Here is a 24,353-nt window from a genome sequence, read left to right as displayed (position 1 = left end):
GGACATTACATGAAAGGAAGTAACTAGAACTATGACAACCAATGCTGTACCCATGAGCCAATCACGTACGGTTCAGACGCGTCTCGTATTACCACCGGATACTAATAATCATAATTCCATTTTTGGTGGAAGAGTGTTAGCTTATATTGATGAAATTGCGGCAATTACAGCGATGAAGCATGCAAAAGGGCATGTTGTCACTGCCTCCATTGATTCTGTTGATTTTTTATCAGCAGCGCATGTGGGTGATATTCTTGAAATTGAAAGTATTGTGTCATCTACAGGACGTTCATCTATGGAAGTCTATGTCCGTGTTATTTCTCGTAACATTGAGACGGGTGAAGAAAAATTAACAACCGAATCATTTGTAACGATGGTTGCAGTAGATGATGATGGTAAACCGAAGGCTGTTCCTGCTATTTTCCCAGAAACGGATGCAGAAAAACGGTTATTTGAAACAGGTCCGGCTCGACGAGAGCATCGCAAGCAAAAACGTGCTTTGGCACATTAAAACGAAAAGGAAATTGATACGATGTGATCAATTTCCTTTTTTGTTGTGTTATATGTTTAATTCATTTACAACATTAATGAGTGAGTCAGAAGAAGAGGAGACGAGTGTTGCCCCTTGCGATAGCTCTGTAATTAAATTTGAAATGGCTGAAATATCCTTAGCCGTGTTTACATATTGTTGTTGAATACCTGATACTGCTTCAGCAATATCATTAAATGATTTCGAGAGGCTTGTTTGTGTATCAACGCTATGTTGGATTTTTTGATCCACATTGATAACTGAATTCGCCATTGTTGAAATATTACTTTCTGTTTCTTTTATCAGGTGTGACACGTTTTGCACAGCGCTTTTTGTTTCTTCTGCAAGCTTGCGGACTTCCTCTGCTACAACAGCAAAGCCTTTGCCATGCTCACCAGCACGAGCGGCTTCAATGGAAGCATTCAGTGCTAATAAATTTGTTTGGTCTGCAATACCTGTAACAAGTCCAACAATTTCAGAGATTTTTTGAGACGACGTACGCAATTGGTTCATCGTTACTTCAAGGCCATTAACACTTTGCAAAATAACATGTATTAAGTCATTTTGTTCTTGTAATTGCTGCTGTCCGCGTTTAGATTTGTCTTGTGTATCGGCAACGAAGTTCAAACCTTGTTTAGTGGCTACTGCAATATCATCCGTTTGAGAAGAGATGACTAAAAGGGAAGCGGCTGTTTCTTCGCTGATTGCATTTAACTCTTCTGCCGTACTTTGAATTGTAGTAACAAGTGCGTGCTTCGTTTTATCTGCAACGCTACGAATGCGTTCTTCTTCTTTTTCATAAGCCTCAATCACAAGTTGTTGTTCAAAGTTAATAAGTTTACAAAAGGCATTGATGGCACGGATAGCGTCCTGCTTTGAAATATCTAAATCATTCGTAAAGTTTGTAAAAGTCGAAGTTAATGATTGGAATGAAGCGATATACCACTTTGATTGGAGCCCAATTCGAACATGTGTCTCAGCGATTGCCTTTCTTTCTTTAATGTAGTCGTCATTAATACGACTTTCGAACATATCACTTAGATGCTTATGTAAAGTCACTTTTAAACGGTCGATTTGTGATGTTCTGTTAATAATATCTAATAAATTTTGGCTTAAGCTAATCGCTGCATAAAATTGATCGACCATTTCAGGAATAACATTTTTCACTAATGGCTGCAATTGTTTAATGATGGCTAAATCTTCAGTAGTTAAGTCTAATAGTTGTAATTGTTTTTGTAACTTAGGATGATTAGAAACATCTAATTGTACTTGTTGTATAAACGCTTCTGGTGTTAGTGTAATTGAATAACCATAATTGTTCTTTTTTGAAAACCAACTCATTGTTGTCTGCTCCATTCTTTATAAATCCATAATAATATAGGTATCGAAGACGTTTTGTGTATATATTGTTAGGTTTGTAAATTTGGTGAATATATGGTATTTAATCTATTCTACTATTTTTTGTAGTGTATTTGGTTAAAAATTTCGTTTATTTCTATAATTTTTCACATTCTTGGCGGACATATTTCAGATTTACCTTTAAGCATTAGCGTTTCGCTCATAAAGCGTAATTTGAATTTCATTTAGGAAACATGTAAAATACGAACTGTTTAGCGTAACAAAAAATGTATGTGAAAGAAATCGTATTGAGGAGGTATTACATGGAGAAGAAGCGTTTTAAGTTTGTGATTCCTGTGATGGTAATTGTAGCAATTGGATCTGTTTACATGTTAACGAACTATTATGCAGAGGTACCTGACTTAAACCAACTATTAATAACGATTTGTGCAACACTAATATCGGGCGTACTGGCATACTTTTTATTCCCGCAGCAAGGTGAAAATAAAGTAGATGATCGAGGTCCCTATTAATTATAGTGGAGACATTTAAAAGTTCCCCAAGTAAAACCAACTATTTTTTAAAATTAAAAATCCGCGTTTCGCCTTCTGTGGGTAAAGCATGAGTTGCAACATGTACGAATGTAAGATGTTGTTCCTCATGTCTATTTTCCCTAGAGGGCTATGCGCGGATTTTGTTTTTCAAAAAAATGTTTTGTTACTGCTTTAAGTTACGGTTTAAACAATTTGAACCAGCCTTTATATTTGAAAAATGCCAACATAAATAGCCCAATCAATAGCATAATACCGAGAACAATAAAGTAGCTGTAACGGCCATGTAGTTCAGGCATGTTATCAAAATTCATGCCATAAACTCCTGCTATAAATGTTAATGGAATGAAAATGGTGGAGACAATTGTCAGCATCATCATAATGCCATTCATTCGGCTAGAGTTCATAGCCATATAGCTATCACGCATATCTGCGGTCAGCTCACGATTAGATTCGACCATTTCCGTAAGCTTGACTAAATGGTCGTGAATATCCCCAAAGTAGGCTCTTTCTGATTTTTTTAGGGCAAAGCGATAAGAATTAAGTATACGGTATAATAGGTCGCGCATTGGTAAAATGGTGCGCCGTAAATGGAGTAAATCACTGCGGAATTCAAAAACAATTTGCATCGCATTTACATTACTTTGATAAGTTAATTCATCTTCAAGCGCATTCAAATGGTCCTCAATTTTATAGACGAGAGGGAAATAACTATCAACTATTTTATCAATCGTTTGATAGGTAAGGAAAAAAGTACCGCGTTCCCAATATTTCGGTTGCTCTTCTAAAAGTTTCTGTACTTTATCGATTTCAGGTGCTTCATTTTTGTGGAATGTCACAATAAAATGATCGGAAACGAAAATATTTAATTCCTCAGCAATTAACGTTTCTTCATTCAGTTTATGAATAACGAAAAAGTGATAGTCTTCATAAAAATCCAACTTTGGTCGTTGTAAACGCATTAAGCAGTCTTCAATCGCAAGTGGATGAAAGTGGAAAAATGTATCAAGCAATAGTTCTTCTTCAGTAGTTGGGCAACTAAAATCTACCCAATACCATTCGTAATGGTTTTGCTTAATGTTTTCAAGTGGAAAGTCCTTTATTAATTGTTGATCTTTCGTCATGGCCATCGTGCGAATCACGGCATTCACCTCAAATCTGTTTATCTCATTTTAAATAAGCACGAAGTCTCTCTTCAAAGCGTGAGAAGTAAAAGAAGACATGGGAAACGTCAGATCAAATACCCGTAGTACTTATAGTACACCACTAAGTTGCTAGGATGCATCAGGAAGGGATGGAACCTTACTCTTTATAGCATATCCAACCACCAAATAATGTCGTTGCAAAAAATCGTGATGGCTGTGTAAAGCCTGCCTGCTGTAGAAGCGTAACAATGTCATCTTCACGCATAAATGAAAGCGAACGAATGGACTGCTCCATGCTAGCTAAATCAGTAGTGGAAAGTTTTGTGTGCTGCTGCCAATATGCGCGCCATAGGTCAAATTGTAGCTCTGTTTCAGAAGAGTTAAGCTGTCCATATTTAGAAACAAGCACAAATGGTGCCCCTGATTTTAAATGGCTTGCAATCCCTTTTAATGTAGCAAGCTTCTCCTCATAGGAATTAATAAAATGAAGTACAAGTATACAGCTAGCAGCATCAAACTTTGTTGCAGGGATTGGTGCAGTTAGCATGGTGCCTTGTAGTAATGAAATCGCATTTGGTAGTGAATGTAGACGGTTTTCTGCAATTTCCAACATGGCTTCAGATGGATCGATACCGACAAAGGACCACTGTGGCCTTTGTTCAGCTAACTGTAGTATTTCATTGCCACTGCCTGAACCAACAACTAAAAAACTAGCATTCTCTTGTAAAGCGGATTGATAAAAAGTTTTCGTTAAACGTAGCATCGTATCGTAACTCGGTAAAGTACGACGAATGCCTTTTTCATATTCGTTCGCAAGTGTGCTGTTAAATTCCATCTGTGTATCACATACCTTTCAAAATAATTTTAAAATTGTCGAAACGATTTGAAACTATTTAGCGTATTGCTCCGTAAATAATAGTATTAATAAAAAGACATATTAAAAAGGGAAGGTTGAATAGATGGAAACAAAATGGTCTAAGGTCATCATACATGCCAGTGCGTTTTTTGCGCCATTTTTAGTGCCGATTATATTTTTCTTAATTAGTTCGGAAGAAGAAGTGAAAAACGTTTCTGTGCAAGCTTTATTGTTCCAAATCGCAATGGGCGTACTAATTGTCATTGCCAGTATTTTAAGTATTGTATTAATTGGTTTACCTTTCTTACTAATATTTATCGCTATGGTATACATCGTACCAATTATCGGAATCGTAAAGGCTATTTCAGAGGAACCTTGGCGTTATCCGATTGTCGGTCGCTGGGTATAATTGATAAAGACGCAAGTATATGCAAAAAGCATATGCTTGCGTTTTTTCTATAAGCAAAAAGGGTACATTAAACGATAAGTACGTTTTCGAGTGGTTAAAATTTTTTTACAATCAATCAACGATAAAAATTGCTTTAGACATTTCTCTGTGCGAATTAATTGCAATTATTTTTAAGCGTTTTGTATAATATACTCAAAGATAGTCAAAGATAGTCAAAGTCAGTGAGGTAAGCGAGGTGTATTCCTAACATGCGTAATATTTCAGACATCATAGAAGGCTACTTAAAGCAAGTACTTGAATTAGGTGGAGAAGGGCATATTGAAATTAAACGAAGTGAAATTGCAGATAAATTTCAATGTGTGCCCTCACAAATAAATTATGTAATTAATACAAGATTTACAGCCGAGCGGGGTTACCTTGTTGAAAGTAAACGAGGTGGGGGTGGATACATTCGAATTTTACGTGTCCGTGCAAACTCACAAATTGATTTGATTGATGATGTGCTCCTACAAATTGAAGGTGGAGCCTCGCAAACAGTGGCGGAGGATTTAGTATATCGTTTAATTGACGAGCAGGTTATTTCAAAGCGAGAAGCGAAATTAATGTTAGCAGCGGTTGACCGTTCGACTTTAGATTTGCAGCTACCTTTACGGGACAGCATTCGAGCGAAAATTTTGCGAGCGATGTTAACCACTATAAAATACGAAAAGCAAAAGTAAAGAGGTGAGGGAAATGATTTGCGAACATTGCAAGCAGCGCAATGCGACAGTAACTGTGACACAAGTTCAAAATGGGCAGAAGGTGGAGCACCATTATTGCGATGTCTGTGCCTCGCAGTTCCATCCGTTCCATGCAGAGTTTAAACAAGAGCCTGTATCGATTCAACAATTGTTATCCAATTGGTTTGGCTCACCTACATGGCAAAAAGTTGGTGAAAAACAGCAAGCGCCACCTCAGCAACAAACATGTCCACAATGTGGATTTACGTATAAGCGATTTTTAAAAGAAGGTAAATTTGGATGTACCAGTTGCTATGACACATTTAGTGAGCATTTGCCAAAGCTATTTAATCGCATTCAAGCGGGGCCACAGCATATAGGAAAAATGCCTGGTGCTCGAAGCAATGTTTTTGTCATTAAAAAGCAAATTGAAGATATTCGAAAACGCATGAAGGCCGCTGTTGACGAGGAGCAGTTTGAAGAAGCAGCGAAGCTTCGCGACGAAGCAAAAAATCTCGAACAGCAGCTACAATTCGAAGGTGGTGATGTGTCATGATGATTGAATCGTTTTTAGCGCGAGCTACACCTGCATGGATGGAAATGGAGGATGATTATTCAGATATCGTCATCAGTACACGCATTCGGCTTGCTCGAAACTTAGATGGCTATCGTTTCCCTTTAGTTTTTTCAGAAAATGAAGCGTTACAAGTAGAGCAGGCTGTGACACATGCCATTCAAGACAGTCCGAAACTTCAAGAAAGATATTCTTATTTTTCCATAAAAGATTTAACACCGTTACAACGTCAAATTTTAGTTGAAAAGCATTTAATTAGTCCACAGCTTGCGAAAAAAGAGCAAGTCGGCTCAATGTTGCTATCTGAAGATGAATCAATTTGCATTATGGTGAACGAAGAAGACCATTTACGCATTCAATGTATGACGGCGAGTTTTCAACTTCAGAAGGCATACGAGGAAGCAAATAAAATTGATCGTGCCTTAGAAGGAGCCTTGCCATATGCATTTCGAGATACTTTCGGCTATTTAACAAGTTGCCCAACGAATATTGGTACTGGCTTACGTGCTTCGGTTATGATGCACCTTCCCGCACTTACACTGACAGGTCAGATGAATCAAATTATCAATGCAATGACGCGTTTAGGGATGACTGTCAGGGGTATATACGGTGAAGGTAGCGAAAATTTAGGTAATGTTTACCAAGTATCGAATCAGATTACACTAGGTAAAACAGAAGAAGATATTTTAGCAGACATTCAAAGTGTTGCAGAAAAAATTATTCAAAAAGAACGGCAGGCAAGAAATAAGCTAATGGAAAAAGCGGAACTTGCCTTAGAAGATCGGATATACAGAGCTTTAGGTACATTAACGCATGCACGCATTTTAACAAGTGAGGAAGCGGCAACCTGTCTATCGAATGTACGTTTAGGTGTAGATTTACAGTTGATTCAAAATATTAAAGCAACCACATTGAACGAGTGTGTGGTCAGTATGCAACCAGGGTTTTTACAGCACTATGCAGGAGAAGCTTTACCACCTGCTGAACGAGATCGAGTTCGAGCAAAAATGCTGCGAGAGGCATTATTTCTTGAAACAATGAGTAAGCCTACTATAGGGGGAAAAGGAGAGGATTCATATGATGTTTAATCGTTTTACACAACGCGCACAAAAAGTATTACAACTTGCACAGGAAGAGGCAATTCGTTGGAAGCACGAATCAATAGGAACAGAGCACATTCTTTTAGGGCTTATTCGTGAAGGCGGTGGTATTGCAGCGAAAGCATTAGAAGCCATCGATATTAGCCCTCAAATGATTGAAGCGGGGATTGAAGAGTTAGTTGGAAAAGGAACAGAGGATGTTGGACCAATCGTTCATTACACACCACGTGCCAAAAAGGTAATTGAACTATCTGTCGATGAGTCACGTAAATTAGGCCATTCCTATATCGGTACGGAGCACTTACTATTAGCGCTTATTCGTGAAGGTGAGGGTGTAGCCGCTCGTGTGTTAAACAATGCAGGTGTAGGCTTAAACAAAGCTCGTCAGCAAGTATTACTGTTGTTAGGCAATAATGATAACGCACAATCTGGACAACAAGCGACGCAGGCTGCAAATACGCCGACTTTAGATAGCTTGGCGCGCGATTTAACTCAAATTGCTCGTGAAGGTTCGCTAGACCCAGTGATTGGTCGCAGCAAGGAAATTACACGCGTTATTGAAGTACTATCACGCCGTACGAAAAATAACCCTGTGCTAATTGGTGAGCCAGGTGTAGGTAAAACGGCAATCGCTGAAGGCCTAGCACAACAAATTATTAACAACGAAGTACCAGAAATTTTGCGTGATAAACGTGTTATGACGCTTGATATGGGGACAGTTGTAGCCGGTACTAAATACCGTGGTGAATTTGAAGATCGCTTGAAAAAAGTGATGGATGAAATTCGACAAGCAGGCAATGTTATTTTATTCATTGATGAATTGCATACATTAATCGGTGCTGGGGGAGCAGAAGGTGCAATTGATGCATCAAACATTTTAAAACCATCCCTAGCACGTGGAGAATTACAATGTATTGGTGCTACAACATTAGATGAGTACCGCAAATACATCGAAAAGGATGCAGCGTTAGAGCGCCGTTTCCAACCAATTCAAGTGGATGAACCAACTGTTGAAGAAGCAATTCAAATTATTCACGGTTTACGCGATCGCTATGAGGCGCATCACCGTGTGAAAATTACAGATGAAGCAATTGAAGCAGCGGCAAAAATGAGTGATCGTTATATTTCAGACCGTTTCTTGCCTGATAAAGCCATCGACTTAATCGATGAAGCAGGTTCAAAAGTTCGCTTACGTTCATTTGCGGTGCCACCAAACTTAAAAGCACTAGAAGATAAACTTGAAAATGTTCGTTCTGAAAAAAATGCGGCTGTGTCTGGTCAGGAATTTGAAAAGGCTGCGTCGTTAAGAGATACAGAGCAAAAGCTAAAAGACGAAATTGAAACGACACGTAAAACATGGAAAGAAGAACAAGGCAAAGCAGAATCGAAAGTAACAGTTGACGATGTGGCAGCAGTCGTTTCTATGTGGACTGGAATACCAGTAGCTAAAATTGCCCATGAAGAATCAGCTAAACTATTACAACTTGAAGAAGAGTTACACAAGCGTGTTGTGGGTCAAGGCGAGGCAGTCGAGGCAATTTCTCGTGCAATTCGACGTGCAAGAGCTGGTTTAAAAGATCCAAAACGTCCAATCGGTTCATTTATTTTCCTTGGTCCTACAGGGGTGGGGAAAACAGAACTTGCTAGAGCGCTGGCAGAAGTAATGTTCGGTGATGAAGATGCGATGATTCGCGTTGACATGTCTGAATATATGGAGAAACATTCGACTTCACGTTTAGTCGGCTCACCTCCTGGTTATGTAGGTTTTGATGATGGTGGTCAGTTAACAGAAAAAGTTCGACGTAAACCATATTCTGTTGTGCTTCTTGATGAAATTGAGAAAGCTCATCCAGATGTTTTCAATATTTTACTTCAAGTGCTGGAAGATGGTCGTTTAACAGATTCTAAAGGACGTGTCGTTGATTTCCGTAATACGGTTGTTATTATGACTTCAAACGTCGGTGCGGATGCGCTAAAATATCAAAAAAATCTTGGCTTCAGCTTAGGAAGCTCAGAGTCGAAACATAAAGATATGAAGGGCACAATGCTTGAAGAATTGAAAAAAGCATTCCGTCCTGAATTCCTAAACCGTATCGACGAAATGATTGTGTTCCATTCATTAGAAAAAGAACACTTAAAAGAAATCATTTCAATGATGGCCAATACGCTAACAAAACGTCTGCAAGAACAAGATATTACGTTAGAGTTAACAGATGCAGCACTCAATAAAATTGCAGAGGAAGGCTACGACCCTCAATATGGTGCTCGTCCACTCCGTCGTGCATTGCAAAAACAAGTGGAAGACCGTCTATCGGAAGAACTGCTGAAAGGCAATGTAGAAAAAGGAAACCAAGTCGTCATTGATTATGTGAATGATGAATTCGTCGTGAAGAAAAAAGAAGGCGTTTCAATTTCCAAATAAGCGGTTAGCCTATTTAACAAGCATAAATTCGGAAGACAGCGAGGCATATCGTGCCAAGCTGTCTTTTTTTATGTAAAATGAAAATAAGAACAAATATTCGAGGTGGTATGATGGCGAAGAAAAAAACTAAATTTGTCTGTACAGGTTGTGGCTATGAATCGGCAAAGTGGATGGGACGTTGTCCAGGATGTGGTGAATGGAATAAAATGGTTGAGGAAGTGGAGGTTGTGGCGAAAGGCCCTAGAGGAGCATTCCAACACTCTGCAACCGTCACGCAAAAAGCTGTACCTATTATCCAAGTAGAAGCGGCAGAGGAGTCTCGTGTAGCTACAGAAATGAGTGAACTCAATCGTGTCTTGGGCGGAGGAATTGTTCCGGGATCTCTAGTGTTAATCGGGGGTGATCCGGGTATCGGAAAATCGACATTGCTATTACAGGTGTCTGCGTTATTGTCCAATAAAGGTCATCGTGTGCTCTATATTTCTGGTGAGGAATCCATTCGACAAACGAAACTGCGTGCAGAGCGTTTAGGGGTTGTATCTCAAGAGCTGTATATATATTCGGAGACGAATTTAGAATTGTTAAATCAAACAATCGACGATGTACAACCAAAGTTTGTTATTGTGGATTCTATCCAAACGGTGTTCCATCCAGAGGTGACAAGTGCGCCAGGTAGTGTATCGCAAGTACGTGAATGTACAGCGGAGCTAATGCGGATAGCGAAAACAAAAGGCATTGCCATTTTCTTAGTTGGACATGTGACGAAGGAAGGGCAAATTGCGGGACCGCGTATTTTAGAGCATATGGTAGATACAGTGCTGTATTTCGAAGGAGAACGACATCACAACCACCGTATTTTACGGAGCCAAAAAAACCGCTTTGGCTCTACAAATGAAATAGCTATCTTTGAAATGCTTCAGGGGGGCTTAAAGGAAGTTTTGAATCCGTCTGAGCTATTTTTACAGGAACGTTCACAAGGTGCAGCAGGTTCAACAATCGTGGCATCGATGGAGGGAACAAGGCCAATTTTAGTAGAAATTCAATCACTTGTAACCCCTACAAGCTTTAATTATCCGAAACGGATGGCAACAGGGGTGGACCAAAACCGTGTGCAATTGCTTATGGCAGTGCTTGAAAAGCGCATGGGCCTCATGTTACAGGCACAAGATGCATATATTAAAGTTGCTGGCGGAGTAAAGCTAGATGAACCTGCCATTGACTTAGCTGTCTTGACGAGTATTGTGTCTAGCTTTAAGGATCAGGCAGTACGGGGAACAGATTGCTTTATTGGAGAAGTAGGGTTAACAGGAGAGGTTCGTCGTGTCACACGAATTGAACAACGTGTGCTAGAGGCGGCAAAGCTAGGGTTTAAGCGAGCATTTATCCCTGCTTCTAATATTGGCGGTTGGGATTTCCCACAAGGTATTGAAATAGTTGGTGTGGAAACAATTAAAGATGCATTAAATGCCTGCTTTAGAGAGCTTTAAAGACATGCAGTAATGCGTCACCATGTTGCGTCACACTAGGCGTCTGTTGCTAGATGATGAAGTAATTTCAACTAAAATAAATGCATGTTGGGCGACATCCTAGCATGCATTTTTACTTCATAGGTGCAACAATCATTAATTTCATGAAATTGGATAACAATTATTGTGGAAATTAGGCATCTCTTAAGCCTTCCATAACGTCCAATAAACTGAAGGAAATTTAATAATGTTTTGATGAGCTCAAAAAAGATTTTCTACAGTAAAATATGTATAATCGAATATAAGAATTGGAGGTGACAGTATGAAAAAATTTATTCAAATTGCTTTTTTACTGATTGGAGGAGCTTTAGGCCTTGTTTTCTTACCGCCATTATACGAATTGCTTCATTTATCATCTAATCCTTGGCTTGATAATCCTTACGTATCAGTTGCTTTAGGTGCGTTTTTACTATTTACATTATCATTTGCTTTTTCCGATTATTTTGTTCGGCTAATTAGCTGGATGGAAGAGGTGCTTTTTAAAGTGCCGGTTGGAGATTTATTATTTGGTACGCTTGGGTTAATTGTAGGACTTATCGTAGCCTATTTCCTAGGCTTTGCGATTGATAGCGTTCAAATTCGCGGTATTTCAGAAGTAATTCCAATTATCTTATCTTTTGTACTTGGATATTTGGGATTCCGTGTAGGTTTTAAAAAGCGAGATGAGTTACTTCAGTTATTTACCTTACGTGGGAATAATGCAAAGAAAAAAGCTGCTGAAGGGATTGACGTACCAGAAAATCGCGGTAGTTATAAATTGCTAGATACCAGCGTTATTATTGATGGGCGTATAGCGGATATTTCGGAAACAGGTTTTATTGAAGGCGTTTTGGTTGTACCGCAGTTTGTATTAACTGAGCTACAGCATATTGCAGATTCCTCAGATACATTAAAACGTACAAGAGGTCGCCGTGGTTTGGATATATTAAAGAAACTGCAAGATGAACGTATGACAAAAGTAGAAATTACCGAAGAAGATTTTGAAGATGTGCAGGAAGTGGATTTAAAACTTGTACGTCTTGCAAAGAAAATGGATAATGATACACAAATTGTGACGAATGACTTCAACTTGAACAAAGTATGTGAATTACATCAGGTGAAAGTACTGAACATTAATGATTTGGCAAATGCAGTGAAACCAGTTGTGATTCCTGGAGAAGATATGCAAGTGGTCGTTATTAAAGATGGGAAAGAGCATAACCAAGGTGTGGCTTATTTGGATGATGGCACGATGATTGTTGTAGAAGGAGGCCGCAATTATATCGGACAGGCCATTACTGTAACGGTAACGAGCGTTCTACAAACATCTGCAGGTCGAATGATTTTTGCTAAGCCAAAGGACGATTAGGAAGTGGACAATGTGCAGTATGAAGTAGTGCTTCCGGCAGCAGGCAGCGGCAAGCGAATGGGAGCAGGTCAAAATAAATTATTTTTAGAGCTTTTAGAGAAACCGATTTTAATACACACATTAGAGGTATTTGAGCAAGATGAAAACTGTACTGGCATTTGGCTTGCGGTGAAACCTGAAGAACGTGCTGTTATTCAAAAGATGCTAGCAAACTATGGAATCTCTAAGGTCAAAGGCTTGCCTGATGGTGGAGCAGAGCGACAGCATTCAGTGCATGCTTGTATGAAAGAAATGGAGCAGGTTGATATTGTTTTAGTGCATGATGCAGCCCGCCCATTTATTACGCACGATATTATTGCAAACCTTGTACAAAGTGCGAATAATTTTGGTGCTGCAATCGCTGGTGTTCGTGCAAAGGACACAATGAAAAAAGTGCGTAATGGCATCATTGAAGAAACGGTGGACCGTGAAAGCTTATGGATGATTCAAACGCCTCAAGCCTTCCGCTTCGATTTGATAGTAGAAGCGGAAGATGTGGCTGAAAAAGTGGGCTTCCTCGGAACAGATGAGGCGATGTTAGTCGAGCGACTTGGTCATGAGGTGCACATTGTTGAAAGCAACTATGAAAACGTAAAGATGACAACAAAAGAAGATTTACTTTTTGGTGAAGCTATTTTACGTAAACGAGCGTTGAAGAATAATGTATAATCGCTTTAAAATCTCATCAGCAGAAGTAGCTGATGAGGTTTTTTTATACGATGGTAAACAAACTATAATATGTGGACTATAGTCGTTACGGACAGCTCAATTTCCTAGGAAATATGTTAAACTGTCTATAAATAGAAAATAAAAAAGGCAGGTGAATGCTGTTGCAATGGTCACTGTTGTAACGGCAGTATTGTATGTTTCGAGTAGGACAAGGTTTTGACGTACATGCATTTGAAGAAGGGCGTCCATTAATTATTGGTGGTATTACAATACCGCATGAAAAGGGTCTAGTAGGGCATTCGGATGCGGATGTCTTATTGCACACAGTAACTGATGCTGCGCTGGGGGCGATTGGAGAAGGGGATATTGGGCGACATTTTCCAGATACAGACCCAGAATGGAAAGATGCTGATTCAGCAAAGTTGCTAGAGTATATTTGGAAAATCGTTGAGGACAAAGGCTATGTGCTTGGCAATGTTGACTGCACAATTATGGCGCAACGTCCGAAAATGGCGCCTTATATTGAACAAATGAGAAATCGTATTGCAACTCTATTAAACGCTGATGCATCACAAGTAAATGTAAAAGCGACAACTACTGAACGACTCGGCTTTACAGGACGTGAAGAAGGCATTGCTTCAATGGCAACAATTTTACTGATTAAAAAATAAAAAAATGGCGCGTGTCCACTTGAAAAACACGCGCTACTTTAATTTCCTATACTACAGTGGTAAAATGAACAAAGTTAATAAGGTCGGAATTATTTTCAGACGAATATTTAGGAGGCATTTAATTATGACGAAAGAAGTTCGCGTTCGTTACGCGCCATCACCAACTGGATTTTTACATATTGGCGGTGCACGTACTGCGTTATTCAACTATTTATATGCAAAACATCATAACGGTAAATTCATCGTGCGTATTGAAGATACGGATATTGAGCGTAATGTAGAAGGTGGAGAAGCGTCTCAGTTAGATAACTTAAAATGGTTAGGTATCGAATATGACGAATCCATCGACATTGGTGGGCCGTATGCACCTTATCGTCAAATGGAACGCTTAGATATTTACAAAGAGCATGCTGAAAAGTTATTACAACAAGGCACAGCGTATAAATGTTTCTGTTCATCAGAAAAATTAGAAGCATCTCGTGAAGAACAAAAAGCTCGTGGTGTTGCAGCACCTACTTATGATGGAACTTGCCGTCATTTATCAGCGGAAGAAGTAGCGGCTAAAGAAGCGGCTGGCGAACAATATACAATTCGTATGCGTGTACCTGAAAACGTAACATATGAATTTGATGATTTAGTACGTGGACATGTAGCGTTCGAATCGAAAGATGTGGGCGACTGGGTACTTGTGAAAGCAAACGGTATTCCAACTTACAATTACGCAGTAGTATTAGATGACCACTTTATGGAAATCTCGCATGTGTTCCGTGGTGAAGAGCATTTATCAAACACACCAAAACAAATGATGATCTTCGATGCATTTGGCTGGGAGTATCCTCGCTTTGGACATATGACATTAATCATCAACGAAAATCGCAAAAAGCTATCAAAACGAGACGAATCCATTATCCAATTCGTAACGCAATATAAAGACCTTGGTTACTTACCAGAAGCGATGTTCAATTTCTTTGCTTTACTTGGTTGGTCTCCAGAAGGTGAAGAAGAGATTTTCTCTAAAGAAGAATTTATTAAAATCTTTGATGAGAAGCGTTTATCGAAATCACCATCTATGTTTGATAAGCAAAAGCTGACTTGGATGAATAATCAATACATCAAAAAATTATCTTTAGAAGAAGTAGTGGCATTATCTTTACCGCACTTACAAAAAGCAGGCTTATTACCAGAAGAGTTAACAGCAGAAGAGCGCGCTTGGGCAACAGATTTAATCGCACTTTACCATGAACAAATGAGCTTTGGTGCTGAAATCGTGGAACTGTCAAGCCTATTCTTTAACGATCATATTGAATATGATGAAGAAGCAAAAGCCGTTTTAGCTGGCGAGCAAGTACCAGAGGTAATGGCTGCATTTAAAGCACAACTTGAAAATTTAGAAGAGTTTACACCTGAAACTGTCAAAGCAGCTATCAAAGCTGTACAAAAAGAGACAGGTCATAAAGGTAAAAATCTATTTATGCCAATCCGTGTTGTGACGACTGGTGAAACACACGGTCCAGAGTTACCAAATGCGATTTGTTTAATTGGTAAAGAGAAAACAATTGACCGTGTAGAAAAATACGCGAAGTAATAGAATTTTATTGACAATTTATATTGTCGATGTAAAATGAATGTACATTGTGAAAGCGTTGATAAGGAGAAGTACGTAGCGCATGCTCTAAAGAGAGGACCATCACCGGCTGAAAGTGGTCTGAGCCAAGGCAAAACCGAAATGCACCTTTGAGCATAGAGCTGAACATTAGTAGGCTCTATCGGTTCGTTCCCGTTATAGGACGTCCAAAGTGGAAGGCTTTTGCCTTCAATCAGAGTGGAACCGCGCAAATTTCAGCGTCTCTGTCATTCCTTTATGGGAATGATAGGGGCGCTTTTTATTTTTTAAAAAAATTCATGTGTTAGATGTAAGAGGGCAATCATTACTAATAACAATAGGTTTTAAGGCTATTCATTGTGCGGGGTGTAGGATTTAAGGTCGCAAGGTTGAGGTCATGACACACATTGTAACGAAAAGGGGGAGTTTTAATGTTTAAAAGAATGAAGGAAGATGTAGATACTATTTTTGAGAATGACCCAGCGGCGCGCAGTGTACTGGAAGTCGTGTTAACATATTCAGGCTTGCATGCTACATGGGCGCATCGTATTGCACACTGGTTTTTTAAAAGACGTTTTTATTTTATCGCACGTGTAATTTCACAAATTAGTCGTTTCTTTACAGGAATTGAAATACATCCTGGTGCTAAAATTGGTCGACGCTTCTTTATCGACCATGGGATGGGAGTAGTTATAGGGGAAACGTGTGAAATAGGCGATAATGTTACCCTTTATCAAGGTGTTACACTAGGTGGTACAGGGAAAGAAAAAGGAAAGCGCCATCCGACATTAGAAGATAATGTGTTAGTTGCCACTGGTGCCAAAGTATTGGGTTCTATTACAATTGGTGAGAATAGTAAAATTGGCGCAGGTTCAGTCGTTTTAAAAGAAGTGCCACCGAACGCTACGGTAGTAGGGATTCCTGGTAAAGTTGTGATGAAAGATGGCGTTCGTTTAGAGAAAAAACTAGACCATCAAAATATTCCTGACCCTGTAGAGGAACGTTGTCAAGGTTTCGAGAAGCAAATCGCAGCATTGCAAGAAGAAATCGGGCGCTTACAAAAGGAGAGAGAAAAACAATGAGTATTCAAATTTTTAACTCATTAACAAGACAAAAAGAAACGTTCGTACCGCTAGAAGAAGGAAAAGTTAAAATGTATGTTTGCGGTCCGACGGTTTATAACTATATTCATATTGGGAATTCACGTCCTGTCATTGTTTATGATACGGTTCGACGCTATTTCCAATATAAAGGTTACGATGTGAAATTCGTCTCTAATTTCACGGATGTCGACGATAAGATTATTAAAGCAGCTAATGAGCTCGGTGAGGAAGTTCATGAACTTACAGATCGTTTCATTGCCGCATATTTTGAAGATGTGACTGCATTAGGTTGCAAAAAGGCAGATGTCCATCCTCGTGTAACGGATCACATGGATGATATTATTGACTTTATTAAAGTGTTAATCGACAAAGGTTATGCATATGAGTCAGCGGGCGATGTCTATTACCGAACTCGAAAATTCAATGGTTACGGTAAATTATCACATCAATCGGTAGATGATTTGAAAATTGGTGCACGTATCGAAGCGGGCGAGAAAAAGGATGATGCATTAGATTTTGCATTATGGAAAGCAGCAAAGCCTGGCGAAATCTATTGGGAAAGTCCTTGGGGCAACGGCCGTCCAGGATGGCATATTGAATGCTCTGTGATGGCGCGTGAGCATTTAGGTGATACAATTGATATACATGCAGGTGGTCAAGATTTAACATTCCCGCATCATGAAAATGAAATAGCGCAATCCGAAGCGCATAATGATACAACATTTGCGCGTTATTGGATGCATAATGGATATATTAATATCGATAATGAAAAAATGTCAAAATCCCTTGGTAATTTTGTGCTCGTGAACGATATCCGTAAACAAATCGACCCGCAAATTTTACGATTCTTTATGTTATCTGTTCACTATCGCCACCCAATTAACTTTGCAAAGGATTTAGTAGATGCTGCAGCAACAGGTTTAGAGCGTATTCGTACTGCATACAACAATGTTAAGTACCGCCTATCTGCAACTGCAAGTCTCGGCGATTGCTCAGAGGAATGGCTCCGTCAAATTGCTCAACAAAAGGCACAGTTTGAGGAAGCGATGGATGATGATTTCAATACGGCGAATGCTATTTCAGTATTATTTGAATTAGCGCGTATTGCAAATATTTACTTGAATGAAACAAATACGGATGAGAAAGTGTTATTAACTTTTATTGAAACTTTTGAGGTATTAGGTGACGTCTTAGGTATTGAATTTGCTAAAGAAGCTGAACTACTGGACGAAGAAATTGAAGCATTGTTGCAAGAACGCGTAGAAGCGCGCAAAAACCGTGACTTTGCCCGTTCAGATGAAATTCGTGACCATTTACAAGCGCAAGGTATCATTTTAGAAGATACACGCCAAGGGACAAGATGGAAACGAGGGTAAGTAACTTGGATAAACTCCGAAATGAAGATGTGAAGCAATTAAATGCATTAGCGCTTGCATATATGGGAGATGCGGTTTTAGAACAGAAGGTACGGGAGTACTTACTGCGTAGCGGACGTGTAAAACCGAACACACTCCATAGAGAAGCAACGCATTATGTATCAGCAAAGGCACAGTCAACAATTGTACATCGCATGATGGATGAAAACTTTTTAACAGAGCAGGAATTGGCAGTGTTCCGACGTGGACGCAATGCCAAATCCGGTTCTGTTCCCAAAAATACAGATGTACAAACTTATCGCAATAGTTCAGGCTTTGAAGCGGTACTTGGAAGCTTGTACTTACTAGGTGAATTAGAACGCGTTTATGCCATCATTGCATACGCTATTCAAATAATCGAGGAATTAAAAGGAGTGTCAAAATAATGGCAGAACAAAATGGTGAAATTATTGCCGGTAAAAACCCAGTGTTAGAAGCACTTCGTTCAGGCCGCGATATGAATAAAGTATGGATTGCAGAAGGTGTAAAAAAATCAGGGGTCAATGAACTACTTGATTTAGCGCGCGAACGAGGCATCATTGTACAGTTTGTACCGAAAAAAAAGGTCGATCAATTATCAGATGCTAACCATCAAGGAATTGTGGCATCTGTAGCAGCATATAGCTATGCAGAACTAGACGATTTATTTGCAGCGGCACAAAACAAACAAGAAGATCCGTTTTTCTTAATTTTAGATGAGTTAGAAGACCCGCATAATTTAGGCTCTATTATGCGAACTGCAGATGCAATTGGCGTACATGGTATTATTATTCCAAAGCGTCGCTCAGTGAGCTTAACAGCAGTTGTGGCGAAAGCGTCAACAGGCGCCATCGAGCATGTACCTGTCGTGCGTGTTAATAACCTAGCCCAAACAGTTGATGAGTTAAAAGAACGGGGCGTATGGATTGCTGGTACAGATGCAAAAGGCTCTGCGGATTATCGCAAAATGGATGCAACCCTACCGCTTGCTATTATTATTGGTAGTGAGGGTAAAGGGATGGGGCGCCTACTAAAAGAGAAATGTGACTTTTTATATCATCTGCCTATGGTTGGGCATGTCACATCATTAAATGCTTCTGTAGCTGCGGCGCTTTTAATGTATGAAGTGTATCGCAAACGTCAAGAAGCGAATGACTAACGATGAAGAACATTTTGCTTGTTGACGGCTATAATATGATCGGAGCTTGGAAAGAGCTACGTCCATTACGTGACACGAACTTTGAAGATGCACGTAAGCGTCTAATTGAGCTTATGGCAGAATATAAAGCGGCGATAGGGTGGCGCGTGATAGTTGTTTTTGACGCCCATCTTGTGCCGGGCGTGGAGCAATCTTATATAGAAAATGGCGTCGAGATTATTTATACAAGGAAAAATGAAACAGCAGATGAACGCATTGAAAAGATGACACAAGAACTAAAAGCAAGACATATTCAAATTCATGTGGCGACTTCCGATATGGCTGAACAAAGTGTTATTTTTGGCAATGGTGCACTACGCAAATCGGCAAGAGAGCTTGAAATTGATTTAAGCATTATTCAACATAAAATTTCTCATGATGTAAAACGTAAGCAGGATAGCAAGCCACCTTCACGTATAGAGCTAAAGCCAGATGTGGCACTTGCTTTTGAAAAATGGCGCCGTGGTTTGAAATGATTGATTGACTGATATTTTCCAATTCCGTTATACTGTTCCTAATTATCTGTTGCAGCTGAGGTGATACCATGTTTAAAAATAGTATTGTACAAGTGACACAAGATTTTGAACGATTCAATGATGAAGAGCTTATTGAAATGGTGCATCAAGGTAATACAGATGCGTTGGATTTTTTAATTACAAAATACCGTTTGCTAGTAAGAGCAAAGGCGAGATCCTATTTTTTAATTGGTGCTGATAAAGAAGACATAGTACAAGAAGGAATGATTGGCTTGTATAAAGCTGTCCGTGATTTTAAAGGGGACAAGCTAGCTTCTTTTCGAGCTTTTGCGGAGTTATGTATTACAAGACAAATTATTACTGCAATTAAAACAGCAACAAGGCAAAAACACATTCCACTGAATTCCTATGTTTCGTTAGACAAGCCTATTTTTGATGAGGAATCTGATCGTACATTAATGGATGTATTAACAGGGGCGATTATGGATGATCCAGAAGAGTTAATGATTCATAGAGAAGAGTTTGGTTATTTAGAAGAAAAAATGAGTGAGATTTTAAGTGAATTAGAGCTACAAGTGCTAGCTCTCTATCTAGATGGGCAATCCTATCATGAAATTTCTGCAAAACTGAATCGCCATGTGAAGTCAATTGACAATGCTTTGCAACGAGTAAAGCGGAAATTAGAGCGACATTTAGTGCTCGAGGAAATGTCGTAGAGGTCACTTACCCTTGTTGACATTGACAATTTTAGGTGTTAGTCTTTAAAAGACAAAGTGCCAAAAAAGGTGATTACATGACAAAGAAAGTCGTGCTAAATTGTGAAAAATGCGGTTCGAGAAATTACACATTTCCTGCTAAGGGAGATTCTACTGTACGCCTCGAATTAAAGAAATTTTGCTCGCATTGCAATGAACATACAGTGCATAAACAAACGCTATAAAATATTTTGTAAATAGACAGATATGATTGATTCGGAGGTTAGGCTAGAATGGGTAAGATTAAAAGTTTTTTCAGCGACGTAATGTCGGAAATGCGAAAAACTAGCTGGCCAAAAAGTAAAGAACTGACGAAATATACAGTCGTTGTAATTTCAACTGTAGTAATTATGGCTTTATTTTTTGTGTTAGTAGACTTAGGTATTTCATCATTATTCCGCTGGTACTTAGATTTATAATTAGAAAAGAGCATGTTAATACTTTTGAAAATAGCCCGTCCTTTCCAATAACGGGTTTTTTCGTTTGTTTTATGAAGTAAAGAGCAGTAAAATGTTCTCATTATGATAAGCGTGCTACTAGTAAAAGTATGCTGGTAGCAATAGATGACTATGCTAATTAGGTATTTATCATCGGGCTTTCGCTTGCTATGGCGAAAGCTATGTTTTTCTATTGAGAAGCTTGTGAAAAGAATAAAGGATGCAAAATTGCATATCGCGATCATTTTCACTTTTATTAGTAAGGGAGGGACGGACGAGTAGTCCTAGCAGTTATGGAGAAAAATTGGTATGTTGTTCATACGTATTCAGGGTATGAGAACCGTGTAAAAGCAAACCTAGAAAAACGTGTTGAAACAATGGGGATGCAAGATAAAATCTTCCGTGTTATCGTGCCTGAGCATGAGGAAACAGAAATGAAAGACGGCAAAAAGCGCACAATGATGCGTAAAGTTTTCCCTGGTTATGTCCTAGTAGAACTCATTATGACAGATGATTCTTGGTATGTTGTACGTAATACACCAGGAGTAACAGGCTTTATCGGTTCATCAGGTGGTGGAGCAAAACCAACACCGCTATTACCAGAGGAAGCGGATCGTCTATTACAACAAATGGGTATGACAGATAAAGTTGTTGAAATCGATATCACAGTTGGTGAAGCGGTTGAAGTATTAGAAGGACCGTTTGCGCACTTCCAAGGGCGTGTTGAAGAAATTGACGCTGAAAAAGGAAAACTGAAAGTATCTGTAGATATGTTTGGTCGCGAAACGATTATGGAACTGGATTTTGAGCAAATTCAAAAATTATAACTTTAAATTCTAGTAACTAATTAGTGTATGATTGAGCGTATAACGCAAATTTTGTTAATTACTACTTGCTTAAAAAAATTAAAAGTGGTATCATTTCAAAGGTCAGACTGTCAAACTTCGGTTGACGTCTGTAATGATAATTTTAATGTTATCGGCACTTAGCTGACAGACAGATATTGAGTGGGAGGGGCAACCCAATTACCACATCACGGACTTAAGGAGGTGTGTCTCGTGGCTAAAAAAGTTATTAAAGTTGTTAAACTTCAAATCCCTGCTGGTAAAGCAAACCCAGCTCCACCGGTTGGTCCTGCATTAGGTCAAGCAGGTGTGAACATCATGGGATTCTGTAAAGAGTTCAATGCGCGTACTGCTGATCAAGCTGGTCTTATTATTCCGGTTGAAATTTCAGTATTCGAGGACCGTTCTTTCACTTTCATTACGAAAACTCCACCTGCAGCAGTTTTACTTAAAGTAGCAGCTGGTATCCAATCTGGATCTGGTGAACCAAACCGTAAAAAAGTTGCAACGGTTAAACGTGATAAAGTTCGCGAAATCGCTGAAACTAAAATGCCAGACCTTAACGCTGCTTCAGTTGAAGCTGCTATGTTAATGGTTGAAGGTACTGCACGAAGCATGGGTATTGTTATCGAAGACTAATTCCCATTTACTTGATGTTTTTGTTTTTTGGAAGGTTGCGGAGTTTCTTTGTGAACGCGCAACCTTTATTCGTGGGAGGTAAAATCCGCTATAACCACAATCAAGGAGGAAATATATAATGGCTAAAAAAGGTAAAAAACTGCAAGATGCAGCGAAATTAATCGACCGTAACAACGTATACGGCGCACAAGAAGCAATCGAACTTGCTCAAAAAACTAGCACAGTAAACTTCGACGCTACTGTAGAAGTTGCTTTCCGTTTAGGAATCGATACTCGTAAAAACGACCAACAAATCCGTGGTGCAGTAGTGCTACCAAACGGTACTGGTAAAACTCAACGCGTATTAGTATTCGCTAAAGGTGAAAAACTTAAAGAAGCAGAAGCTGCTGGCGCTGACTATGTAGGCGATGCAGAGTACATCCAAAAAATCCAACAAGGTTGGTTTGACTTCGATGTAATCGTAGCAACTCCTGACATGATGGGTGAAGTTGGTAAACTTGGTCGCGTATTAGGACCTAAAGGCTTAATGCCAAACCCTAAAACTGGTACAGTTACATTTGACGTAACAAAAGCAATCGAAGAAATCAAAGCTGGTAAAGTAGAATACCGCGCTGACAAAGCTGGTATTATCCACGCTCCTATCGGTAAAGTTTCTTTCGCAACAGAAAAACTTGTAGAAAACTTCTTAACTGTATTTGACGTTGTTCAAAAAGCAAAACCTGCTGCAGCTAAAGGTACTTACATGAAATCTGTAAATGTTACAACTACAATGGGCCCAGCTGTTAAAATTGACGCTGCTAACGTAGTAGTAAAATAATTTATTTATATAAATCGGTTGACAGCTATCCGCATCTTTGGTATGATGGATGCTGTTGTGAATCATCCATTTGTACCGTAGACAGTAGGAGTGACTTGTCACTTAATGTTCCTACCGAGGACATCGGAATTCGGATTCTTATTTTAAAGATGATGACTTTCAGCCTCTGTGTCTATATGACTCAGAGGCTTTTCTTTTGTCGGTATAAATGACCCATTCTAATAGGAGGTGTCATCATGAGCAAAGCAATCGAAAACAAACAATCTCAAGTGCAAGAAATCACAGAAAAATTCCAAAGCGCTGCTTCTGTAGTGGTAGTGGATTACCGTGGTCTTAATGTTGCACAAGTGACTGAACTTCGTAAACAACTTCGTGAAGCTGGTGTTGAGTTTAAAGTTTACAAAAACACATTAACTCGTCGTGCTGCTGAAGCTGCTGGTGTTGAAGGGATCAACGAAGTATTAACTGGTCCTAACGCAATCGCGTTCTCAACTGAAGATGTTGTAGCTCCTGCTAAAATCATCAACGAGTTCGCTAAGAAAAACGAAGCTTTAGAAATTAAAGCAGGTATTATTGAAGGTGCAATCTCTTCTGTTGAAGATGTTAAAGCACTTGCAGAACTTCCATCACGCGAAGGTCTTCTTTCAATGCTTTTATCTGTACTTCAAGCTCCAGTGCGCAACTTCGCACTTGCAACAAAAGCTGTTGCAGAACAAAAAGAAGAACAAGGCGCGTAATTTCTTACGTAGCATAACTTCCGCGGCTTGACCGCAAAAAACTAAAACATATCCAATTAGGAGGAAATTATAATGAACAAAGAGCAAATCTTAGAAGCTATCAAAGCTATGACAGTTCTTGAATTAAACGATTTAGTAAAAGCTATCGAAGAAGAATTCGGTGTAACAGCTGCTGCTCCAGTAGCAGTAGTTGCTGGCGGTGCTGCTGCAGCTGAAGAAAAAACAGAATTCGACGTAGTATTAGCATCTGCTGGTGCTGAAAAAATTAAAGTAATCAAAGTGGTTCGCGAAATCACTGGTTTAGGTCTTAAAGAAGCTAAAGAAGTTGTAGATAACGCTCCTAAAGCTCTTAAAGAAGGCGTTTCTAAAGATGAAGCTGAACAAATCAAAGCTAAACTTGAAGAAGTTGGCGCATCTGTAGAAGTTAAGTAATCTCGTATTACTTTTATACAA

28 protein-coding genes and 2 other annotated features are annotated in these 24,353 nt (G+C 39.2%); of the genes, 25 read left to right on the top strand and 3 right to left on the bottom strand.

What is annotated here, in order from left to right:
• Window positions 1-31: 31 nt before the first annotated feature.
• A complete protein-coding gene (locus I5435_RS22490; RefSeq protein ID WP_024364406.1) occupies window positions 32-511 on the top strand; it encodes an acyl-CoA thioesterase in 480 nt (159 codons plus the stop codon).
• Between the two features lie 48 nt (window positions 512-559).
• Here the strand turns inward: I5435_RS22490 and I5435_RS22485 are convergent, their stop codons facing one another.
• Complete coding sequence (locus tag I5435_RS22485; RefSeq protein ID WP_337983005.1) at window positions 560-1,870, bottom strand: protoglobin domain-containing protein; 1,311 nt, start codon at window positions 1,868-1,870, stop codon at window positions 560-562.
• Between the two features lie 320 nt (window positions 1,871-2,190).
• Here I5435_RS22485 and I5435_RS22480 point away from each other — a divergent pair, with 320 nt between their 5' ends.
• Window positions 2,191-2,400, top strand: coding sequence for a hypothetical protein (locus tag I5435_RS22480; RefSeq protein ID WP_024364404.1), 210 nt, complete (start codon window positions 2,191-2,193; stop codon window positions 2,398-2,400).
• A 197-nt stretch (window positions 2,401-2,597) separates the two neighbouring features.
• Here the strand turns inward: I5435_RS22480 and corA are convergent, their stop codons facing one another.
• Together corA and I5435_RS22470 are read right to left on the bottom strand one after the other, a co-directional pair.
• A complete protein-coding gene (gene corA / locus I5435_RS22475; RefSeq protein ID WP_337983004.1) occupies window positions 2,598-3,560 on the bottom strand; it encodes a magnesium/cobalt transporter CorA in 963 nt (320 codons plus the stop codon).
• 160 nt (window positions 3,561-3,720) lie between these two features.
• Complete coding sequence (locus tag I5435_RS22470; RefSeq protein ID WP_231785309.1) at window positions 3,721-4,398, bottom strand: class I SAM-dependent methyltransferase; 678 nt, start codon at window positions 4,396-4,398, stop codon at window positions 3,721-3,723.
• 124 nt (window positions 4,399-4,522) lie between these two features.
• Between I5435_RS22470 and I5435_RS22465 the strand changes: the two genes are divergently transcribed.
• The 23 genes from I5435_RS22465 (at window position 4,523) to rplL (ending at window position 24,332) form a co-directional block, all read left to right on the top strand.
• Window positions 4,523-4,828, top strand: coding sequence for a DUF4870 domain-containing protein (locus tag I5435_RS22465; RefSeq protein WP_024364401.1), 306 nt, complete (start codon window positions 4,523-4,525; stop codon window positions 4,826-4,828).
• 248 nt (window positions 4,829-5,076) lie between these two features.
• On the top strand, window positions 5,077-5,547 hold the full coding sequence (locus I5435_RS22460; RefSeq protein ID WP_024364400.1) for a CtsR family transcriptional regulator: 471 nt from the start codon (window positions 5,077-5,079) through the stop codon (window positions 5,545-5,547).
• Between the two features lie 13 nt (window positions 5,548-5,560).
• The gene (locus tag I5435_RS22455; RefSeq protein ID WP_024364399.1) at window positions 5,561-6,103 is read left to right on the top strand and encodes a UvrB/UvrC motif-containing protein; all 543 of its coding nucleotides are present in this window, start codon (window positions 5,561-5,563) and stop codon (window positions 6,101-6,103) included.
• A complete protein-coding gene (locus tag I5435_RS22450) occupies window positions 6,100-7,209 on the top strand; it encodes a protein-arginine kinase McsB (protein ID WP_024364398.1) in 1,110 nt (369 codons plus the stop codon). The genes I5435_RS22455 and I5435_RS22450 overlap by 4 nt, the downstream gene beginning before the upstream one ends.
• On the top strand, window positions 7,199-9,643 hold the full coding sequence (locus tag I5435_RS22445) for an ATP-dependent Clp protease ATP-binding subunit (protein ID WP_024364397.1): 2,445 nt from the start codon (window positions 7,199-7,201) through the stop codon (window positions 9,641-9,643). Before I5435_RS22450 ends, I5435_RS22445 begins: the two co-directional genes overlap by 11 nt.
• 110 nt (window positions 9,644-9,753) lie before the next feature.
• Window positions 9,754-11,130: a DNA repair protein RadA gene (gene radA, locus I5435_RS22440; RefSeq protein ID WP_337983003.1), complete on the top strand. Its 1,377-nt coding sequence runs from the start codon at window positions 9,754-9,756 to the stop codon at window positions 11,128-11,130.
• Window positions 11,131-11,431: 301 nt separating this feature from the next.
• A complete protein-coding gene (locus I5435_RS22435; RefSeq protein ID WP_024364395.1) occupies window positions 11,432-12,517 on the top strand; it encodes a PIN/TRAM domain-containing protein in 1,086 nt (361 codons plus the stop codon).
• A gap of 12 nt (window positions 12,518-12,529) precedes the next feature.
• Entirely contained in the window at window positions 12,530-13,225 is a 696-nt protein-coding gene (gene ispD, locus I5435_RS22430; RefSeq protein WP_024364394.1) for a 2-C-methyl-D-erythritol 4-phosphate cytidylyltransferase, read from the top strand.
• Window positions 13,226-13,419: 194 nt separating this feature from the next.
• Window positions 13,420-13,896: a 2-C-methyl-D-erythritol 2,4-cyclodiphosphate synthase gene (gene ispF / locus I5435_RS22425; protein ID WP_024364393.1), complete on the top strand. Its 477-nt coding sequence runs from the start codon at window positions 13,420-13,422 to the stop codon at window positions 13,894-13,896.
• Between the two features lie 124 nt (window positions 13,897-14,020).
• A complete protein-coding gene (gene gltX, locus I5435_RS22420; RefSeq protein WP_025220849.1) occupies window positions 14,021-15,481 on the top strand; it encodes a glutamate--tRNA ligase in 1,461 nt (486 codons plus the stop codon).
• 49 nt (window positions 15,482-15,530) lie between these two features.
• Window positions 15,531-15,749 (top strand) — a binding site (T-box leader).
• 181 nt (window positions 15,750-15,930) lie between these two features.
• The gene (gene epsC, locus I5435_RS22415) at window positions 15,931-16,581 is read left to right on the top strand and encodes a serine O-acetyltransferase EpsC (RefSeq protein WP_024364391.1); all 651 of its coding nucleotides are present in this window, start codon (window positions 15,931-15,933) and stop codon (window positions 16,579-16,581) included.
• A complete protein-coding gene (gene cysS, locus I5435_RS22410; RefSeq protein ID WP_025220848.1) occupies window positions 16,578-17,978 on the top strand; it encodes a cysteine--tRNA ligase in 1,401 nt (466 codons plus the stop codon). The genes epsC and cysS overlap by 4 nt, the downstream gene beginning before the upstream one ends.
• A 5-nt stretch (window positions 17,979-17,983) precedes the next feature.
• Window positions 17,984-18,403 carry a Mini-ribonuclease 3 gene (locus tag I5435_RS22405; protein WP_024364389.1) on the top strand — a complete coding sequence of 140 codons (420 nt, stop codon included), beginning with the start codon at window positions 17,984-17,986 and terminating at the stop codon, window positions 18,401-18,403.
• Window positions 18,403-19,155 carry a 23S rRNA (guanosine(2251)-2'-O)-methyltransferase RlmB gene (gene rlmB, locus I5435_RS22400; protein WP_024364388.1) on the top strand — a complete coding sequence of 251 codons (753 nt, stop codon included), beginning with the start codon at window positions 18,403-18,405 and terminating at the stop codon, window positions 19,153-19,155. The genes I5435_RS22405 and rlmB overlap by 1 nt, the downstream gene beginning before the upstream one ends.
• 2 nt (window positions 19,156-19,157) lie before the next feature.
• On the top strand, window positions 19,158-19,670 hold the full coding sequence (locus I5435_RS22395; protein WP_024364387.1) for an NYN domain-containing protein: 513 nt from the start codon (window positions 19,158-19,160) through the stop codon (window positions 19,668-19,670).
• Between the two features lie 68 nt (window positions 19,671-19,738).
• Window positions 19,739-20,386: an RNA polymerase sporulation sigma factor SigH gene (sigH, locus tag I5435_RS22390; protein WP_024364386.1), complete on the top strand. Its 648-nt coding sequence runs from the start codon at window positions 19,739-19,741 to the stop codon at window positions 20,384-20,386.
• A gap of 77 nt (window positions 20,387-20,463) precedes the next feature.
• Window positions 20,464-20,610 (top strand): 50S ribosomal protein L33, encoded by a 147-nt coding sequence (rpmG, locus tag I5435_RS22385; RefSeq protein WP_080653390.1) that lies wholly within the window; start codon window positions 20,464-20,466, stop codon window positions 20,608-20,610.
• A 48-nt stretch (window positions 20,611-20,658) separates the two neighbouring features.
• The gene (gene secE / locus I5435_RS22380) at window positions 20,659-20,844 is read left to right on the top strand and encodes a preprotein translocase subunit SecE (RefSeq protein ID WP_004233589.1); all 186 of its coding nucleotides are present in this window, start codon (window positions 20,659-20,661) and stop codon (window positions 20,842-20,844) included.
• Between the two features lie 311 nt (window positions 20,845-21,155).
• Entirely contained in the window at window positions 21,156-21,689 is a 534-nt protein-coding gene (nusG, locus tag I5435_RS22375; RefSeq protein WP_024364385.1) for a transcription termination/antitermination protein NusG, read from the top strand.
• Window positions 21,690-21,920: 231 nt separating this feature from the next.
• Window positions 21,921-22,346, top strand: coding sequence for a 50S ribosomal protein L11 (gene rplK / locus I5435_RS22370; protein ID WP_004233593.1), 426 nt, complete (start codon window positions 21,921-21,923; stop codon window positions 22,344-22,346).
• A gap of 118 nt (window positions 22,347-22,464) precedes the next feature.
• Window positions 22,465-23,163: a 50S ribosomal protein L1 gene (gene rplA / locus I5435_RS22365; RefSeq protein ID WP_024364384.1), complete on the top strand. Its 699-nt coding sequence runs from the start codon at window positions 22,465-22,467 to the stop codon at window positions 23,161-23,163.
• A 57-nt stretch (window positions 23,164-23,220) separates the two neighbouring features.
• Window positions 23,221-23,367: a sequence feature (ribosomal protein L10 leader region), on the top strand.
• 32 nt (window positions 23,368-23,399) lie between these two features.
• The gene (rplJ, locus tag I5435_RS22360; protein WP_024364383.1) at window positions 23,400-23,900 is read left to right on the top strand and encodes a 50S ribosomal protein L10; all 501 of its coding nucleotides are present in this window, start codon (window positions 23,400-23,402) and stop codon (window positions 23,898-23,900) included.
• A 72-nt stretch (window positions 23,901-23,972) separates the two neighbouring features.
• Window positions 23,973-24,332: a 50S ribosomal protein L7/L12 gene (rplL, locus tag I5435_RS22355; protein ID WP_010860618.1), complete on the top strand. Its 360-nt coding sequence runs from the start codon at window positions 23,973-23,975 to the stop codon at window positions 24,330-24,332.
• Window positions 24,333-24,353 lie beyond the last annotated feature (21 nt).

Origin of the sequence: Lysinibacillus sp. C5.1 (assembly GCF_016350185.1) — a bacterium.
GTDB lineage: Bacteria > Bacillota > Bacilli > Bacillales_A > Planococcaceae > Lysinibacillus > Lysinibacillus sphaericus.
The sequence above is the reverse complement of the archived record's forward strand: the minus strand, read 5'-3'. Positions and strand labels throughout refer to the sequence as shown.

What these genes read in the sequence shown, in the direction of transcription:
- I5435_RS22460 (WP_024364400.1), top strand. Translation starts at nt 5,077, where the DNA reads ATGCGTAATATTTCAGACATCATAGAAGGCTACTTAAAGCAAGTACTT.
- I5435_RS22445 (WP_024364397.1), top strand. Translation starts at nt 7,199, where the DNA reads ATGATGTTTAATCGTTTTACACAACGCGCACAAAAAGTATTACAACTT.
- gltX (WP_025220849.1), top strand. Translation starts at nt 14,021, where the DNA reads ATGACGAAAGAAGTTCGCGTTCGTTACGCGCCATCACCAACTGGATTT.
- I5435_RS22470 (WP_231785309.1), bottom strand. Translation starts at nt 4,398, where the DNA reads ATGGAATTTAACAGCACACTTGCGAACGAATATGAAAAAGGCATTCGT.
- I5435_RS22480 (WP_024364404.1), top strand. Translation starts at nt 2,191, where the DNA reads ATGGAGAAGAAGCGTTTTAAGTTTGTGATTCCTGTGATGGTAATTGTA.
- rplJ (WP_024364383.1), top strand. Translation starts at nt 23,400, where the DNA reads ATGAGCAAAGCAATCGAAAACAAACAATCTCAAGTGCAAGAAATCACA.
- nusG (WP_024364385.1), top strand. Translation starts at nt 21,156, where the DNA reads ATGGAGAAAAATTGGTATGTTGTTCATACGTATTCAGGGTATGAGAAC.
- secE (WP_004233589.1), top strand. Translation starts at nt 20,659, where the DNA reads ATGGGTAAGATTAAAAGTTTTTTCAGCGACGTAATGTCGGAAATGCGA.
- rpmG (WP_080653390.1), top strand. Translation starts at nt 20,464, where the DNA reads ATGACAAAGAAAGTCGTGCTAAATTGTGAAAAATGCGGTTCGAGAAAT.
- radA (WP_337983003.1), top strand. Translation starts at nt 9,754, where the DNA reads ATGGCGAAGAAAAAAACTAAATTTGTCTGTACAGGTTGTGGCTATGAA.
- I5435_RS22395 (WP_024364387.1), top strand. Translation starts at nt 19,158, where the DNA reads ATGAAGAACATTTTGCTTGTTGACGGCTATAATATGATCGGAGCTTGG.
- I5435_RS22490 (WP_024364406.1), top strand. Translation starts at nt 32, where the DNA reads ATGACAACCAATGCTGTACCCATGAGCCAATCACGTACGGTTCAGACG.
- epsC (WP_024364391.1), top strand. Translation starts at nt 15,931, where the DNA reads ATGTTTAAAAGAATGAAGGAAGATGTAGATACTATTTTTGAGAATGAC.
- I5435_RS22435 (WP_024364395.1), top strand. Translation starts at nt 11,432, where the DNA reads ATGAAAAAATTTATTCAAATTGCTTTTTTACTGATTGGAGGAGCTTTA.
- rplL (WP_010860618.1), top strand. Translation starts at nt 23,973, where the DNA reads ATGAACAAAGAGCAAATCTTAGAAGCTATCAAAGCTATGACAGTTCTT.
- I5435_RS22450 (WP_024364398.1), top strand. Translation starts at nt 6,100, where the DNA reads ATGATGATTGAATCGTTTTTAGCGCGAGCTACACCTGCATGGATGGAA.
- I5435_RS22485 (WP_337983005.1), bottom strand. Translation starts at nt 1,870, where the DNA reads ATGAGTTGGTTTTCAAAAAAGAACAATTATGGTTATTCAATTACACTA.
- cysS (WP_025220848.1), top strand. Translation starts at nt 16,578, where the DNA reads ATGAGTATTCAAATTTTTAACTCATTAACAAGACAAAAAGAAACGTTC.
- sigH (WP_024364386.1), top strand. Translation starts at nt 19,739, where the DNA reads ATGTTTAAAAATAGTATTGTACAAGTGACACAAGATTTTGAACGATTC.
- I5435_RS22455 (WP_024364399.1), top strand. Translation starts at nt 5,561, where the DNA reads ATGATTTGCGAACATTGCAAGCAGCGCAATGCGACAGTAACTGTGACA.
- ispF (WP_024364393.1), top strand. Translation starts at nt 13,420, where the DNA reads ATGTTTCGAGTAGGACAAGGTTTTGACGTACATGCATTTGAAGAAGGG.
- I5435_RS22465 (WP_024364401.1), top strand. Translation starts at nt 4,523, where the DNA reads ATGGAAACAAAATGGTCTAAGGTCATCATACATGCCAGTGCGTTTTTT.
- rplA (WP_024364384.1), top strand. Translation starts at nt 22,465, where the DNA reads ATGGCTAAAAAAGGTAAAAAACTGCAAGATGCAGCGAAATTAATCGAC.
- rlmB (WP_024364388.1), top strand. Translation starts at nt 18,403, where the DNA reads ATGGCAGAACAAAATGGTGAAATTATTGCCGGTAAAAACCCAGTGTTA.